Genomic DNA, 14450 nt, shown 5'->3' with positions numbered 1-14450 from the left:
CGCGTGCATCGATACGCATCACGCAGCGGCATGCGCCGCGCGACGGCGATACGCCCAGACCATCAGCGCAACGCCCGCGAGGATCATCGGCAGCGACAGCCACTGCCCCATCGACAGGCCGAGCGCAAGCAGGCCGAGGAAGTCGTCGGGCTCGCGCGCGAACTCGACCGTGAAGCGTGCGAGGCCATAGCCGATCAGGAACAGCGCGGACACGGCGCCCATCGGCCGCGACTTGCGCGAGAAGAAGAACAGCGCGAAGAACAGCACGATGCCTTCGAGCGCGATTTCATAGAGCTGCGAAGGATGGCGCGGCAGCATCTGGTATTGCATGAACACGTCGGCGAGATGCCATTTCTCGACGAGTGCCGGATGCTTCGGCAGCCATGCCGCATCGTCGCGCATCGCGCCCGGGAACAGCATCGCCCACGGTGCAGTCGGATCGGTCACGCGGCCCCACAGCTCGCCGTTGATGAAGTTGCCGAGCCGCCCGGCCGCGAGCCCCGTCGGCACCATCGGCGCGACGAAATCGGTGACCTGCAGCCAGTGGCGCTTGCGTTGCCACGCGAACAGCACCATCGCGAGCGTCACGCCGAGGAAGCCGCCGTGGAACGACATACCGCCTTCCCACACCTTGAATACGTCGAGCGGATGCGAGAAGTAGAAATCGGCCTTGTAGAACAGCACATAGCCGAGCCGGCCGCCGAGCACGGTGCCGAGCACACCGTAGAACATCATGTCGTCGATGTCCTTCGCGGTCCAGCCCTGCGCCGCAACGTGCGGCAGCTTCAGGCGGACCCGGCCGACGACGATCGCCGCGATGAAGCCGACGAGATACATGAGGCCGTACCAGCGCACGGCCAGCGGCCCGAGATGGATCGCAACGGGGTCGAAATTCGGGTGAATGATCATGGGTTAGCGAAGAAGTTTTCGAATACGGTACGGCTGTCGCGAACGCGCGGCACCGCGCTTTGGACGGCACCGGCGCGTCATCGTTCACGTCACGCTGCAAGACCCTGCGCGCGCACGACGTCGATGAAGGCGGCAAGCACGGGGCTCACGTCGCCGGTTCGCCACACGAGGCCCGTCTCGACGACCGGCGCGCGACCGGCGAGCGGCCGATAGACCACGCCGGTGCGCCGCAGGTTACGCAGCGATTGCGGCACCAGTGCGACGCCCATGCCGGCCGACACGAGGCTGACGATCGTCTGCATCTGGATCGCCTCCTGGCCGATGCGTGGGGTTTCGCCCGCCGCGCCGTAGCAGCCCGTAATGATGTCATAAAAGCCGGGCGCCAAACGACGCGGAAAGATCACGAGCGGCAACGCGACGACATCGGCGAGATGCACGGGTTCGTCTTCCGGTGCATCGGACGCCGCGGCCGGCATCGCGACCACCAGCGGCTCGCGCACGACGGGCAGGTATGACAGCCCGACCGCGTGACGCGGCGGCACGGGCGGAATGACGAGCCCCGCGTCGATGCGGCCTGCGACGAGTTCGTCGATCTGAACGTCGCTCGTCGCCTCGGCGAGTTGCAGGCGCACCTGCGGATAGCGCGCGCCGAACGCGCGCAGCAGCGACGGCAGCAGCCCGTAATCGGCGGTCGACACGAACGCAAGCGACAGCGAGCCGGCCTCGCCGCGCGCGAGCCGCCGTGCGAGCGGCGGCAGCGCATCGGCCGACGCAAGCAGCCGGCGCACGTCGGGCAACAGCGCCGCGCCGACCGCCGTCAGCGCCACCGACCGCTTGGTGCGGACGAACAGCGCGACGCCGAGCGCATCCTCGAGCGCCCGGATCGCCTGCGACAGCGGCGGTTGCGTCATCGACAGGCGCTCGGCCGCGCGGCCGAAATGGCGCTCGTCGGCGACGGTCGCGAAATAGCGCCACTGGCGCAGGTCGGGTGTCGGATCGGCCATGCTGCACTCATTCGGAGAACAACTTAATAAGGGACAAATAATATACTGGACATCCCAATCCGGAAACTCCATTCTTGTTTCATCCGAACCGGTGCGCCGCTCCCGGGCGTGCCCAGACAACGATGGAGTCCCCCATGCCGTACAACCGTCGCTCGAAGCACATCACGCAAGGCGTGGCCCGTTCGCCGAACCGCTCGATGTATTACGCACTCGGCTACCAGAAGGACGATTTCGACAAGCCGATGGTCGGCATCGCGAACGGCCACTCGACCATCACGCCATGCAATTCCGGCCTGCAGCGCCTGTCGGACGCGGCCGTCGCGGCCGTGAAGGCGTCCGGCGCGAACCCCCAGATCTTCGGCACGCCGACGATTTCGGACGGCATGTCGATGGGCACCGAAGGCATGAAGTATTCGCTCGTGTCGCGCGAGGTGATCGCCGACTGCATCGAGACCTGCGTGCAGGGGCAATGGATGGACGGCGTGGTTGTGGTCGGCGGCTGCGACAAGAACATGCCCGGCGGCATGATCGCGCTCGCGCGGCTGAACGTGCCGGGCATCTACGTGTACGGCGGCACGATCCGCCCCGGCCACTGGAAAGGCCAGGACCTGACGATCGTGTCGTCGTTCGAGGCCGTCGGCGAATTCACCGCGGGCCGGATGTCGCAGGAGGATTTCGAAGGCGTCGAGCAGAACGCGTGCCCGACGTCGGGTTCGTGCGGCGGCATGTACACCGCGAACACGATGAGTTCGTCGTTCGAGGCGCTCGGGATGTCGCTGCTGTACTCGTCGACGATGGCGAACCCGGACCAGGAGAAAGTCGACTCGGCCGCCGAATCGGCGCGCGTGCTCGTCGAGGCGGTGAAGCGCGACCTGAAGCCGCGCGACATCATCACGAAGGCGTCGATCGAGAACGCGGTGTCGGTGATCATGGCGACGGGCGGCTCGACCAACGCGGTGCTGCACTATCTCGCGATCGCACACGCGGCCGAGGTCGACTGGACGATCGACGACTTCGAGCGCATCCGCAAGCGCGTGCCCGTGATCTGCGACCTGAAGCCGTCGGGCCGGTACGTCGCGACCGACCTGCACCAGGCCGGCGGGATTCCGCAGGTGCTGAAGATCCTGCTCGATGCGGGGCTGCTGCACGGCGACTGCATGACGATCACTGGCCGCACGATCGCCGACGAACTGAAGGACGTGCCGAGCGTGCCGCGCGCCGACCAGGACGTGATCTTCCCGATCGACCACGCGCTGTACAAGGAAGGCCACCTTGCGATCCTGAAAGGCAATCTCGCGGAAGACGGCGCGGTCGCGAAGATCTCCGGCCTGAAGAACCCGGTGATCACGGGCCCGGCGCGCGTGTTCGACGACGAGCAGAGCGCGATGGACGCGATCCTCGGCGACCGGATCCGCGCGGGCGACATACTCGTGCTGCGTTACCTCGGCCCGCAAGGCGGCCCCGGTATGCCGGAAATGCTCGCGCCGACGTCCGCGATCATCGGCAAGGGGCTCGGCGAATCGGTCGGTTTCATTACCGACGGGCGCTTCTCGGGCGGCACCTGGGGCATGGTGGTCGGCCACGTCGCGCCCGAAGCGTTCGTCGGCGGCACGATCGCGCTCGTGCAGGAAGGCGACTCGATCACGATCGATGCGCACCGGCTGCTGCTGCAGGTGAACGTCGACGATGCGGAGCTCGCGCGCCGCCGCGCCGCGTGGCGACAGCCGGCGCCACGCTACACGCGTGGCGTGCTCGCGAAATTCGCGGCCCTCGCCCGGCCCGCGAACAAGGGCGCCGTCACGGGTTGAGGCTGGTTCCCGGCAAAATGCGACCCCAATATATAGGGCCGCCGGGGGAACGCCCAAAACGTGCTTTCCCTTTGCTTTTATAATGCGCGGACCATGAAGCCGGCCGTCCCCGCCGGTGGAGAACCGCATGAAACAGACGATATTGCGCGCCCTGCTCGTGACGCTGCTGACCGGCAGCGCGGCGGCGGCGCGCGCCGACCAGGCCGACGGGCTCGCGCTGGCGCAGCGCAAGAACTGCATGGCCTGCCACGCGGTCGGCAAACCGCTGATGGGTCCGTCGTTCCGCGACATCGCCGGCAAGTATGCGGCGCGCGGCGACGCCGTCGATTACCTGGCCCAATCGATCGTGAAAGGCAGTGTCGGCGTCTGGGGCAGCGTGCCGATGCCCGCCAATACGCAACTGACGAACGCGGAAGCCCATACGCTCGCGCAATGGGTGCTGTCGCTGCGCTGAACCGGATGCCCTGAACGGGGATAACCGCCGTCTCGGGCTCCGCAGACGCAGACAGGCGGGCCCGCAACGGCTGACCGGTTCCTCACCGGCAGCCTCGCCGGCACTTGCCGGAACCGCACCCTATTTTTCGTTGGAACGGCCGCGCGTTCAGCCAGAATGACCGGCGCGACGGCGCGCGATCTCTTCATCGACCGCGTCGCGCACCCAATCCATGACCTCGGTTTCCAGCGCCAGCGCCACTTCGCGCGTGATCTGGCCGACGAGCCAGGCCGAATGCTCATGCAGCGCGTCGCGACAGCGCGCCTCGATGGCCTCGCGCCCTGCTCCGGTCAGATAGTTCGTCAGGCGATTGCGCAGGCGCTCGGCGATATGCTGCGCATCTTCCGGCGTCAGTCCGGCGGCTGCCGGCACTTCCAGCCGCGACGCTACGGCCGGTACGACTGCGTGCGGCATCGCCGTTTCAGACGCCAGCCCGGCCGCTTCGCGCGCAACCGCGGCGAACACGTGCTGCGGCACCTCGTCGCCGGCCAGCGACGACCGTAGCGGCGCGCTCATCGCCGCCGCATCTTCAGCGACCACATGCTCCGCGGCACCGGGTTCGGCCGGCGCATCGGTCTCGCCTGCAGCAGCCGCACCCTCAGCCACATCACCCGACAGCTCGAACGTCGGCACATGCAGTGTCGGCACGGGTTCGATCACGACGAATTCAGGGTCGGCTTCGGTGTTCGCGGGATCGGCCGACGCCGCGCTCGCGGTGCCCGGCGCAATCACGTCGGCCAGCATCGGAATCGCCGCGCTGTCGGGCGGCTGCGACACGTCGGGCGCGGGCGAACGCGCCGGCACCGGCTTGCCCGGCACCAGCACGTCGGTGAGGGTCGGAATCGAGGATGAATCGGCTTGTGTCACGGGAACACTCCGTCGACGGTTGCGGCTAGCTGCCCTGCTTGTAATTGTTCAGCGCGTATCCGCGGTCGCGGTAGAACCGGTAGCGGTCGCGGCCCGCGGCCAGCTCGTCCGGCGCATTGCCGACCACTTCGAGCAGGCGCTCGAAGCGGGCGAACTGCGCGGGCACGGCCGCGCCGAGGTTCAGCAGCACGTGATGATGCGGCGCTTTGTCGAGATCGGCAGCCAGCACGATCGGCGTACCGGCCGCATGCTCGCTGTCGACGCCGCAATGCGGGATGAAATCGAGCGGCGAGAACGTCCAGAGCCGCTCGTCGAGCGCGCGCAGGCGCGCGGGCTCGGCGAGCACGACGACCGGCTGCCCGGCCTGGTAGGCCTTGCGCAGCAACCGGCACGCGTACGCTAGCGAATCGCCGACGTTCGAATGGAAATCGATCCGCGTCATTGCCCGCGTACCCGCATCGTCGTTCGCTCAGCCATCACTGGCCGGCGCGGTCGATCAGGAACTGCGCGAGCAGCGGCACCGGACGGCCCGTCGCCCCCTTCGCGGCGCCACCCTTCCACGCGGTGCCCGCGATGTCGAGGTGAGCCCACGGATAGCTGTCGGTGAAGCGCGACAGGAAGCACGCGGCCGTCACGGCGCCCGCCGGGCGCCCGCCGATGTTCGCGATGTCCGCGAAGTTCGACTTCAGTTGATCCTGGTACTCGTCGTCGAGCGGCATGCGCCACGCCGGGTCGTTCGCCTCGCGCGACGCGTCGAGCAGTTCGCCCGCGAGCGCGTCGTCCTTCGAGAACAGGCCGCTGTTGTGGCCGCCGAGCGCGATCACGCACGCGCCCGTCAGCGTCGCGACGTCGATCACGGCGGCCGGCTTGAAGCGCTCGGCATACGTGAGCGCGTCGCACAGGATCAGGCGGCCTTCGGCGTCGGTGTTCAGCACCTCGATCGTCAGGCCCTTCATGCTGGTGACGACGTCGCCCGGCTTCGTCGCGTTGCCGCCCGGCATGTTCTCGCAGGTCGGCACGATCGCGACGACGTTGATCTTCAGGCCCATCTCGGCGACCGCACGGATCGTGCCGAGCACGGAACCGGCACCGCACATGTCGTACTTCATCTCGTCCATGCCCTCGCCCGGCTTCAGCGAGATGCCGCCCGTATCGAACGTGATGCCCTTGCCGACCAGCACGACCGGCGCGGCCTTCGCGGCGGCGCCCTGGTAGTGCAGCACGATGAACTGCGGCGGCTCGACCGACGCGCGCGCAACCGACAGGAACGAGCCCATCTTCAGCGCCTGGATCTGCTTGAGCCCGAGGACTTCCGCCTTCAGGCCCCAATCCTTCGCGATCTTCTTCGCGGTGTTGCCGAGATAGGTCGGCGTGCAGACGTTGCCGGGCAGATTGCCGAGGTCGCGGGTGAGATCCATCCCGTTCGCGAGCGCGACGGCCTGCTTGACCGCGACCTTCGCGGCCTTTTCGTCGGACGGATCGACGCTGAACACGACACGCTTGAGCGTGTGCGACGCCGGCTCCGGCTTGCTCTTCATCTGCGTGAAGCGATAGGTCTCGTTGCGCAGTGCCAGAATGGCCGCGCGCACACCCCAGTCGGAGCTGCGTTCGTCGACCGGCAGTTGCGCGAGCGTGAACGTGACCTGGACGACCTTGGTCGCCAGCAGCGCGCGCCAGGCGGCCGTGACCGCGTCGTTATAGGCCTTCTGGTTGAACGCATCCTGCTTGCCGAGACCGACGAGCAGCACGCGCGACGCGCCGATGCCCGATACTTCGTGCAGGAACAGCGTCTTGCCGCGCTTGCCGTCCATGTCGCCGGCCTTCACCACGCGCGAGATCAGCCCCTTGGTGGCCGTGTCGATGTCGAGCGCCGCGCCGGAAAGCGTTTGCGCCTCGAAGATGCCGAGCACGATGCAGTCGGATTTCCCGGTCAGGAACCCCTTGGCCTCGCCTTTGCTCCAATCACAGCCTTTTATGCTAAAGTCCATCGCGCTTGTCCTCGGATAAAATCTGGGCTAAGGATGAAAGCCGCAATTATCCGCTATTTTTCCCGTGGCGGCGCGAGCGCTCCACCACGCGTGCGCAGCCTCCCGCCCTCTTCTCATCAAGAATGATCTTCGAACGCTCCCTCCAGCGCGAGCTTGCGTATACGGCTGGCGCCGTGTTCATGGTGCTGCTCACGATCATGCTCACGACGATGATGATCCGCATCGTCGGCTATGCCGCGTCCGGTGAAATCGATCCGCGGGACGTGCTCGTGCTGATCGGCCTGACCGTGATCGGCTACCTCGCCGTGATGCTCGTCGTCACGTTGTTCGTGTCGATCCTGTTCGTGCTGACCCGGTGGTACCGGGACTCCGAAATGGTGGTATGGCTCGCGTCTGGCGTGAGCCTCACGCGCCTCATCAAGCCGATCGGCGTGTTCGCCACGCCGATCATCCTGCTGATCGCCTTCTTCGCCTTCGTCGGCTGGCCGTGGTCGAACCAGCAGAGCAAGATGATCAGGGCACGCTTCCAGCAGCGCGACGAAATCTCGCTGCTCGCACCGGGCCAGTTCCGCGAGTCGGCCACGAACCACCGCGTGTTCTTCATCGAGAAGATGACGCCCGACCAGAGCAAGGTGCAAAACGTGTTCGTCACGTCGACCGAGAACGGCAAGGTCAACGTCGTCGTGTCGCAGACGGGTCACACGGAAACGCGGGACGGCAGCCGTTTCGTCGTCCTGGAAAACGGCCGCCGCTACGACGGCACGCCCGGCCAGCCGAACTTCAAGATCATGGAGTTCGAGCGCTACGGCGTGAAGATCACCAGCACGCCCGTCGTCAACGTGCCGACCACCAACAGCATGCCGACGCTCGACCTGCTTCGTAACCCGACGCGCGACAACCTCGCGGAATTCGCGTGGCGCGCGGGGCTGCCGCTGATCGCGCTCAACCTGATGGTGCTCGGCATCCCGCTCGCATACCAGAACCCGCGCCGCAGCCGCACGATCAACCTCGTGATGGCCGTGCTGATCTACCTCACGTACTCGAACCTGCTGAACGTCGTGCAGGCGCAGATCGAGCAGGGCAAGATGTCGTTCGGCGTCGGCCTGATCGGCCTGCATGCGCTCGTCGCGGTGATCGTCGCCGTCATCTTCTGGTTGCGCGTGCGCAATCGTCCGCTGTTTACACGCGCGCTGTTCGGCCGCTCGGGAGCATGATCGATGCGGCTCTATGAAAAATACTTCGCGCGACAGATCTACGTCACGTTCGTCTTCATCCTGTTCGCATTCTCGGGCCTGTTCTTCTTCTTCGACCTGATCAGCGAACTGAACTCGGTCGGGCACGGCAACTACAAGTTCGGTTACGCGGTGCTGCGCGTCGCGCTGCAGACCCCGTCGCGCTTCTACGAGATCATCCCGGTCGCCGCGCTGATCAGCGCGATCTACGTGTTCGCGCAGATGGCCGCGAACTCGGAATTCACGATCTTCCGTGTGTCGGGCCTCGCGACCAACCAGGCGTTGCGCTCGCTGCTGAAGATCGGCATACCGCTCGTGATCATCACCTACCTGATCGGCGAATTCGTCGGCCCATACGCCGACCAGCTGTCCGAACGCGTGCGGCTGCAGGCGCTCGGCGCGTCGGTGTCGTCGAACTTCCAGTCGGGCGTGTGGGTGAAGGACACGCTCGCGGCCCGCGATAACGGCGAGCAGGTCACGCGCTTCGTCAACGTCGGCAGCCTGTCGCCCGACTCGACGATCAGCAACGTGCGCATCTACGAGTTCGATTCGAAATTCCAGCTGCAGAACGTGCGGATCGCAAAGACGGGCCGCTACGAGCCGCCCGGCCACTGGCTGCTGACCGACGTCACCGAGACCGAACTGACGCCGATCAAGCCGATCAGCGGCCAGCCGCCCGACGCGCTGAACCCCGTCTACCGGTCGCAGCAGGTTTCGCTACCCGAATACCGGCTGCGTTCGGACCTGACGCCGCAGATCCTGTCGGTGCTGCTCGTGTCGCCGGAGCGCATGTCGATCATCAACCTGTTCCGCTACATCCAGCACTTGCGTGAAAACCAGCAGGACACGCAGCGCTACGACATCGCGCTGTGGCGCAAGCTGCTGTATCCGTTCGCGGTGTTCGTGATGCTCGTGCTGTCGCTGCCGTTCGCGTACCTGCACACGCGTGCGGGCGTGGTCGGCGTGAAGGTGTTCGGCGGCATCATGCTCGGCATGAGCTTCCAGCTGCTCAATACGCTGTTCTCGCACATCGGCACGCTGAACACGTGGCCCGCGCCGCTGACGGCCGCGACACCGGGCCTCATCTATCTCGCGCTCGGCCTGTTCGCGCTCAAGTGGGTCGACCGGCACTGAGTGCCGCGTCATGACGGAGGCTTCGACATGAGTTCGCACGGCATCGTCCTGTTCGGCCACGGCGCCCGCGACCCGCGCTGGGCCGAGCCGTTCGAGCGGCTCGCCGCGCGGCTGCGCGCGGCCGGCTCCCCTGCCGCGCACGTGTCGCTCGCGTTCCTCGAACTGATGACGCCGTCGCTCGGTGAAGCCGTCGCCGCGCAGGTCGCGGCCGGCTGCACGCACATCACCGTGGTGCCCGTGTTCTTCGGCCAGGGCGGCCATGTCCGCCGCGACCTGCCGCAGCTCGTCGATGCATGCCGCGCCGCGCATCCCGGCGTCGAGATCCGCTGCGCGACGGCCGTCGGCGAAGACGACGGCGTGCTCGACGCGATCGCACGTTATTGCGTCGACCAGATCGGCGGCGACGCGTAAGCAACGCGTTCAAGGCACACAAAGAAAAAGCGCCGGCTTCCGCCAGCGCTTTTTTCATTTCGGACTGCGGTGGAATCCCGCTCAGGCGGCATCCCGCAACGGATCGCCCGCGTTCGCCTGCCGTGCGCGCTCGGCGAACGCGTCGCCGATCATCAGCAGGCTCGGTTCCGCGGGATCGAGCCACGCCTGCGCGTCGCCGGCCGCCATCTGCGCGAGCGTCAGCGTCAGCGAGCGCTCACGCGCGGTGCTGCACGCCTCGACAATCGCCACCGGCGTCGCCGGCGCACGGCCGGCGTCGATCAGTTCCTGCGCGATGCCGGGCGCGCTGTCGCGGCCCATGTAGTAGACGATCGAATCGGCGCGCGCGGCTTCGCGAATCTCGTCGCTGCCCGGCGCTCGGCTGTGGGTCGCGAACGCGACGCTGCGCGACACGCCGCGCAACGTCAGCGAACGCTTCAGCGTCGCCGCGCCGGCCAGCGCCGCGGTGATGCCCGGCACGACCTCGTAGTCGATGCCGGCCGCCTCGAGCGCGCGCATTTCCTCTTCCGCGCGGCCGAACAGCATCGGGTCGCCGCCCTTCAGCCGCACGACGCACGCGTGCTCGCGCGCCGCGTCGACGATCTGCTTGTTGATGAAGTGCTGCGCGGTCGAGCGCTGCCCGCAGCGCTTGCCGACCGCGATCCGGCGCGCGTTCGGCGCATAGTCGAGCATCGCGGGCTCGACGAGAGCGTCGTGCAGCACGACATCGGCCTGCGCGAGCAGCCGCGCGCCGCGCACCGTGATGAGGTCGGCCGCGCCCGGCCCTGCTCCGATCAGATACACCTTGCCCATGATTGTCACTTCGCTTGTCCTGCGGACGGCGGCGACCGGCCCGCGCCGCCGTGGGGCGGCGCGGTGCGCCGCGCGGTTTGCCGATTACGCCGAAAACGCCCGGATCATGCCTGCGGCGACCGTGTGGTGCGTCGCCTCGTCGATCAGCACGAACGCGCCCGTACCCGGATGCGCGTCGTACGTGTCGCAGACGATCGGCTTCTGCAGCGTCAGCGCGACGCGGCCGATGTCGTTCATCTTCAGCTCGTGACGGTCGGTCGCATGCGACAGCGTATGCACGTCGAGCACCTGCTTGACCGCGCCGATCTTCGCGAACACCGTGCTGGTGGTCTGCTTCAGCAAGTACTTGCGCTGCGGCGACAGCGGCGTTTCGTCGAACCAGCACAGGTCGGCCTCGAGCTTCTTGGCCGGCTCGACGGGTTCGGCGGTCGTGACGAACATGTCGCCGCGCGACACGTCGACATCTTCCTCGAGACGGATCGTCACCGCCTGGCCCGCGAACGCGTGCGCGACGGACGCGGTACCGCCCGGCACCGGCGCGACGATCTCGGCGACCGTTGCGGTACGGTTCGACGGCAGCACGACGATCTCGTCGCCGACCTTCACCTCGCCCGACTCGATACGGCCCATGTAGCCGCGGAAATCGTCGGCCGAGCTGCCGTCCTGGCGCGCGACCCACTGCACCGGGAAGCGCAGCGCGTCATGCGCCTGCGTCTCGACCGGCAGCGACTCGAGCACGTCGAGGAGCGGCTCGCCCGCGTACCACGGCATGCGCTCGCTCGCGCCGACGATGTTGTCGCCCTTCAGCGCCGACACCGGCACGAAGCGCACGTCGGTGAGGTTGAGCTGCTTCGCGAGTGCGACGTACGCGTCGCGGATCTCGTTGAAGCGCGCTTCGCTGTAATCGACGAGGTCCATCTTGTTGATCGCGACGATCACGTGCTGCAGGCCGAGCAGCTTGACGATCGCGCTGTGGCGCTTGGTTTGCGGCAGCAGTTGCACGACGCCGTTCTCGACCGTGATGCGCGTCGCATCGATCAGGACGATCGCCGCGTGCGCGGTCGACGCGCCCGTCACCATGTTGCGCGTGTACTGCTCGTGGCCCGGCGTGTCGGCGATGATGAACTTGCGCTTCGCGGTCGCGAAGTAGCGGTACGCGACGTCGATCGTGATGCCCTGCTCGCGCTCGGCCTCGAGGCCGTCGGTCAGCAGCGCGAGGTCGAGCTCGTCGCCGACCGTGCGCTTGTTCTTCGCGCGCGACAGCGCGGACAACTGGTCGGACAGCACGGCCTTGCTGTCGTACAGCAGGCGGCCGATCAGCGTACTCTTGCCGTCGTCGACGCTGCCTGCGGTGATGAAACGCAACACGCCGAGGTCTTCGGTATTTTCGATGATGCTCATGATGTGAATGTCCTCGTGTGCTTCAGAAATAACCTTGCTTCTTGCGCGTTTCCATCGCGGCTTCCGACGCCTGGTCGTCCATCCGGGTCGCGCCGCGCTCGGTGATCTCGGTCACCGCCGTCTCGGCGATGATCTTCTCGAGGTCGTCCGCGTCGCTCTCGACCGGGCACGTGCAACTGATGTCGCCGACCGTACGGAAGCGCACCTGCGCGAGCTCGCTCGTCTCGCCCTCGCGCATCGGCGTGAGCGGCGTGACGGGCACCAGCAGCCCGTTGCGGCGCACGATCTCGCGCTCGTGTGCGTAGTAGATCGACGGCAGTTCGAGGTTCTCGCGCGCGATGTACTGCCACACGTCGAGTTCCGTCCAGTTCGAGATCGGGAACACGCGCAGGTGCTCGCCCTTGTGCAGGCGTGCGTTGTACAGGCTCCACAGTTCCGGGCGCTGCGCCTTCGGGTCCCACTGGCCGAATTCGTCGCGGAACGAGAAGATGCGTTCCTTCGCGCGCGCCTTCTCTTCGTCGCGGCGTGCGCCGCCGATCATCGCGGTGTAGCCGTATTGCTCGATCGTCTCGAGCAGCGTGACGGCTTGCGCGGCGTTGCGCGAATCGGTCTCGCGGCGCAGCACGACGGTGCCGCGCTTGATCGAATCCTCGACGTGGCCGACCACCAGCTCGGCGCCGAGCTCTTGCGCGCGGCGGTCGCGGAAGTCGATCACTTCGTCGTAGTTGTGACCCGTGTCGATGTGCACGAGCGGGAACGGCAGCGTCGTCTTGCGGTTCGCGCCGAGGCCGAACGCCTTCAGTGCGAGGTGCAGCACGACGACCGAATCCTTGCCGCCCGAGAACAACAGCGCCGGCTTGCTGCATTCGGCGACCAGTTCGCGCAGGATGTGGATCGACTCGGCTTCGAGCCAGTCGAGGTGGCCCATGCGGCTGTCGGCACCGGTGGGCGGGGCAAAGGCGGATTGCTCGAGCGTCGTGCTCATGATTTCAGTCCTTCTCTTCTGGGTTCGTGCCGCCCGCTGTCGCAGGCGGCCCAAGATTCAGCTTTTTGTAAGGTATTCAGTGCGCGGCGCCGGCTTCGGCGGTCGCGGGAATCGGCGTGATCGTGATGTGCAGGCCGCATTCCTTCGTGTCGCGCGATTCCCACCACCAGCGGCCCGCGCGGCTGTCCTCGCCGGGGCGGATCGCGCGTGTACACGGCTCGCAGCCGATGCTCGGGTAGCCGCGCGCATGCAGCGGGTTCACCGGCACGTCAAACGCGCCAAGGTACGCCCAGACGTCGGCTTCGGTCCAGTCGGCGAGCGGATTGTACTTCGCGATCCCGCGCGCTTCGTCCTGCTCTTCCTCGTGCAGCTCGGCACGCGTGACCGACTGCTCGCGACGCTGGCCCGTGACCCACGCGTCGACCTCGGCCAGCGCACGGTTCAGCGGCTCGACCTTGCGGATGTGGCAGCACGACTTGCGCAGCTCGACGCTCTCGTAGAACGCGTTCAGGCCGTGCTCGGCGACGTACTGATCGATCGCATCCTGCTGCGGATGGAACTGCTCGATCTCGTAGCCGTAGCGCTCGCGCACACGGTCGATCATGCCCAGCGTTTCCGCGTGCAGCCGGCCCGTGTTCAGCGAGAAGATGCCGATCGACACGCCCTTCGACAGGATCGCGTGCGTGAGCAGCATGTCTTCCGCCGCGAGGCTGCTCGCGAACTTCACCTTCTCGTGACGTGCGCCGATCTGCGCGAGCAGCGCGTCGAGGCGCTCGACCTTCGCGGCGAGTTCCGGCGTCAGCGCGGTGGCGGTCGCGGTGCTCATGCGCCCACCTTGGCATCGGCCGTGGCGGCGCGGCGGCGGAACAGCGGCACCGGCTCGTCGAACGCACCCTGGTAACGCTGCGTGAATTCCGTGAATGCATTCAGCGCGTCGTGGATATCCTTGTCGGCGCGCACCGCGAACGCGTCGAAACCGCAACGCGACATGTACAGCAGCTGGTCGCGCAGCACGTCGCCGATCGAACGCAGCTCGCCCTTCCAGCCGTAGCGCTCGCGCAGCAGGCGACCGATGCTGTAGCCGCGGCCGTCCGCGAAGCGCGGGAAATCGACGGCGATCAGCGAAATCGCACCGAAATCGGCCACGAGATCGGCCGGCTCGCTGTCCGGCGCGAGCCACACGCCGAGCTCGTCCCGCGTCTTCGCGGCGACGAGCGCCGAGCGCTCGGCCTGCCACAACGCGAACGGCACCAGCACCTTGCCGGCCGGCAATGCGTCGACCGCGGGCAGCGCACCGTCTTCCGCCGCGCGCACGACCTGCCATGCGTCGTCGATCACTGCGCGGTTCTTGATAATCGAAGCCATCTGCAAATTCCTTCTACCCGGT

15 protein-coding genes are annotated in these 14450 nt (G+C 67.0%); 5 read left to right on the top strand and 10 right to left on the bottom strand.

The annotated features are described in order from the left end of the window. Positions 1-18 precede the first annotated feature (18 nt). Entirely contained in the window at positions 19-909 is an 891-nt protein-coding gene (gene lgt / locus VL15_RS30095) for a prolipoprotein diacylglyceryl transferase (protein WP_048250347.1), read from the bottom strand. Positions 910-998: 89 nt separating this feature from the next. Further along, positions 999-1913 (bottom strand): LysR substrate-binding domain-containing protein, encoded by a 915-nt coding sequence (locus tag VL15_RS30090; protein WP_048250346.1) that lies wholly within the window; start codon positions 1911-1913, stop codon positions 999-1001. A 134-nt stretch (positions 1914-2047) separates the two neighbouring features. Between VL15_RS30090 and ilvD the strand changes: the two genes are divergently transcribed. Then, positions 2048-3721: a dihydroxy-acid dehydratase gene (gene ilvD / locus VL15_RS30085; RefSeq protein ID WP_048250345.1), complete on the top strand. Its 1674-nt coding sequence runs from the start codon at positions 2048-2050 to the stop codon at positions 3719-3721. A gap of 127 nt (positions 3722-3848) precedes the next feature. Beyond that, the gene (locus VL15_RS30080) at positions 3849-4175 is read left to right on the top strand and encodes a c-type cytochrome (RefSeq protein WP_048250344.1); all 327 of its coding nucleotides are present in this window, start codon (positions 3849-3851) and stop codon (positions 4173-4175) included. A gap of 147 nt (positions 4176-4322) precedes the next feature. On the opposite strand, the gene VL15_RS30075 is transcribed toward VL15_RS30080, so the two are convergent. Genes VL15_RS30075 through VL15_RS30065 form a run of 3 tightly spaced genes read right to left on the bottom strand, consistent with a single transcriptional unit; the run spans position 4323 to position 7069 of the window. Next, positions 4323-5081, bottom strand: coding sequence for a DUF2486 family protein (locus VL15_RS30075; RefSeq protein WP_048250342.1), 759 nt, complete (start codon positions 5079-5081; stop codon positions 4323-4325). Between the two features lie 25 nt (positions 5082-5106). Then, on the bottom strand, positions 5107-5523 hold the full coding sequence (locus VL15_RS30070) for a DNA polymerase III subunit chi (protein WP_048250341.1): 417 nt from the start codon (positions 5521-5523) through the stop codon (positions 5107-5109). 34 nt (positions 5524-5557) lie between these two features. Further along, complete coding sequence (locus VL15_RS30065) at positions 5558-7069, bottom strand: leucyl aminopeptidase (protein WP_048250340.1); 1512 nt, start codon at positions 7067-7069, stop codon at positions 5558-5560. 122 nt (positions 7070-7191) lie between these two features. Here VL15_RS30065 and lptF point away from each other — a divergent pair, with 122 nt between their 5' ends. From lptF to VL15_RS30050, 3 genes are read left to right on the top strand one after another with little or no spacing between them, the layout of a single operon-like run. Beyond that, positions 7192-8283 (top strand): LPS export ABC transporter permease LptF, encoded by a 1092-nt coding sequence (gene lptF / locus VL15_RS30060; protein WP_048250339.1) that lies wholly within the window; start codon positions 7192-7194, stop codon positions 8281-8283. Positions 8284-8286: 3 nt separating this feature from the next. Further along, positions 8287-9435, top strand: a complete 1149-nt coding sequence (gene lptG / locus VL15_RS30055) for an LPS export ABC transporter permease LptG (RefSeq protein ID WP_048250338.1) — start codon at positions 8287-8289, stop codon at positions 9433-9435. Positions 9436-9462: 27 nt separating this feature from the next. Next, entirely contained in the window at positions 9463-9846 is a 384-nt protein-coding gene (locus VL15_RS30050) for a sirohydrochlorin chelatase (RefSeq protein ID WP_048250337.1), read from the top strand. Between the two features lie 81 nt (positions 9847-9927). Here the strand turns inward: VL15_RS30050 and cobA are convergent, their stop codons facing one another. From cobA to VL15_RS30025, 5 genes are all read right to left on the bottom strand, one after another. Beyond that, positions 9928-10677: a uroporphyrinogen-III C-methyltransferase gene (gene cobA / locus VL15_RS30045; protein ID WP_048250336.1), complete on the bottom strand. Its 750-nt coding sequence runs from the start codon at positions 10675-10677 to the stop codon at positions 9928-9930. A gap of 84 nt (positions 10678-10761) precedes the next feature. Then, positions 10762-12078, bottom strand: a complete 1317-nt coding sequence (locus VL15_RS30040; RefSeq protein WP_048250335.1) for a sulfate adenylyltransferase subunit 1 — start codon at positions 12076-12078, stop codon at positions 10762-10764. A gap of 22 nt (positions 12079-12100) precedes the next feature. Next, on the bottom strand, positions 12101-13063 hold the full coding sequence (gene cysD / locus VL15_RS30035) for a sulfate adenylyltransferase subunit CysD (RefSeq protein WP_048250334.1): 963 nt from the start codon (positions 13061-13063) through the stop codon (positions 12101-12103). Between the two features lie 76 nt (positions 13064-13139). Next, complete coding sequence (locus VL15_RS30030) at positions 13140-13889, bottom strand: phosphoadenylyl-sulfate reductase (RefSeq protein WP_048250333.1); 750 nt, start codon at positions 13887-13889, stop codon at positions 13140-13142. Continuing rightward, the gene (locus tag VL15_RS30025) at positions 13886-14428 is read right to left on the bottom strand and encodes a DUF934 domain-containing protein (RefSeq protein ID WP_048250332.1); all 543 of its coding nucleotides are present in this window, start codon (positions 14426-14428) and stop codon (positions 13886-13888) included. Before VL15_RS30025 ends, VL15_RS30030 begins: the two co-directional genes overlap by 4 nt. Positions 14429-14450: the final 22 nt, after the last annotated feature.

The sequence above is a fragment of the Burkholderia cepacia genome, from assembly GCF_001039005.1.
GTDB lineage: Bacteria > Pseudomonadota > Gammaproteobacteria > Burkholderiales > Burkholderiaceae > Burkholderia > Burkholderia theae.
Note: the sequence above shows the minus strand (reverse complement) of the source record. Positions and strands in the feature narration are given on the sequence as shown.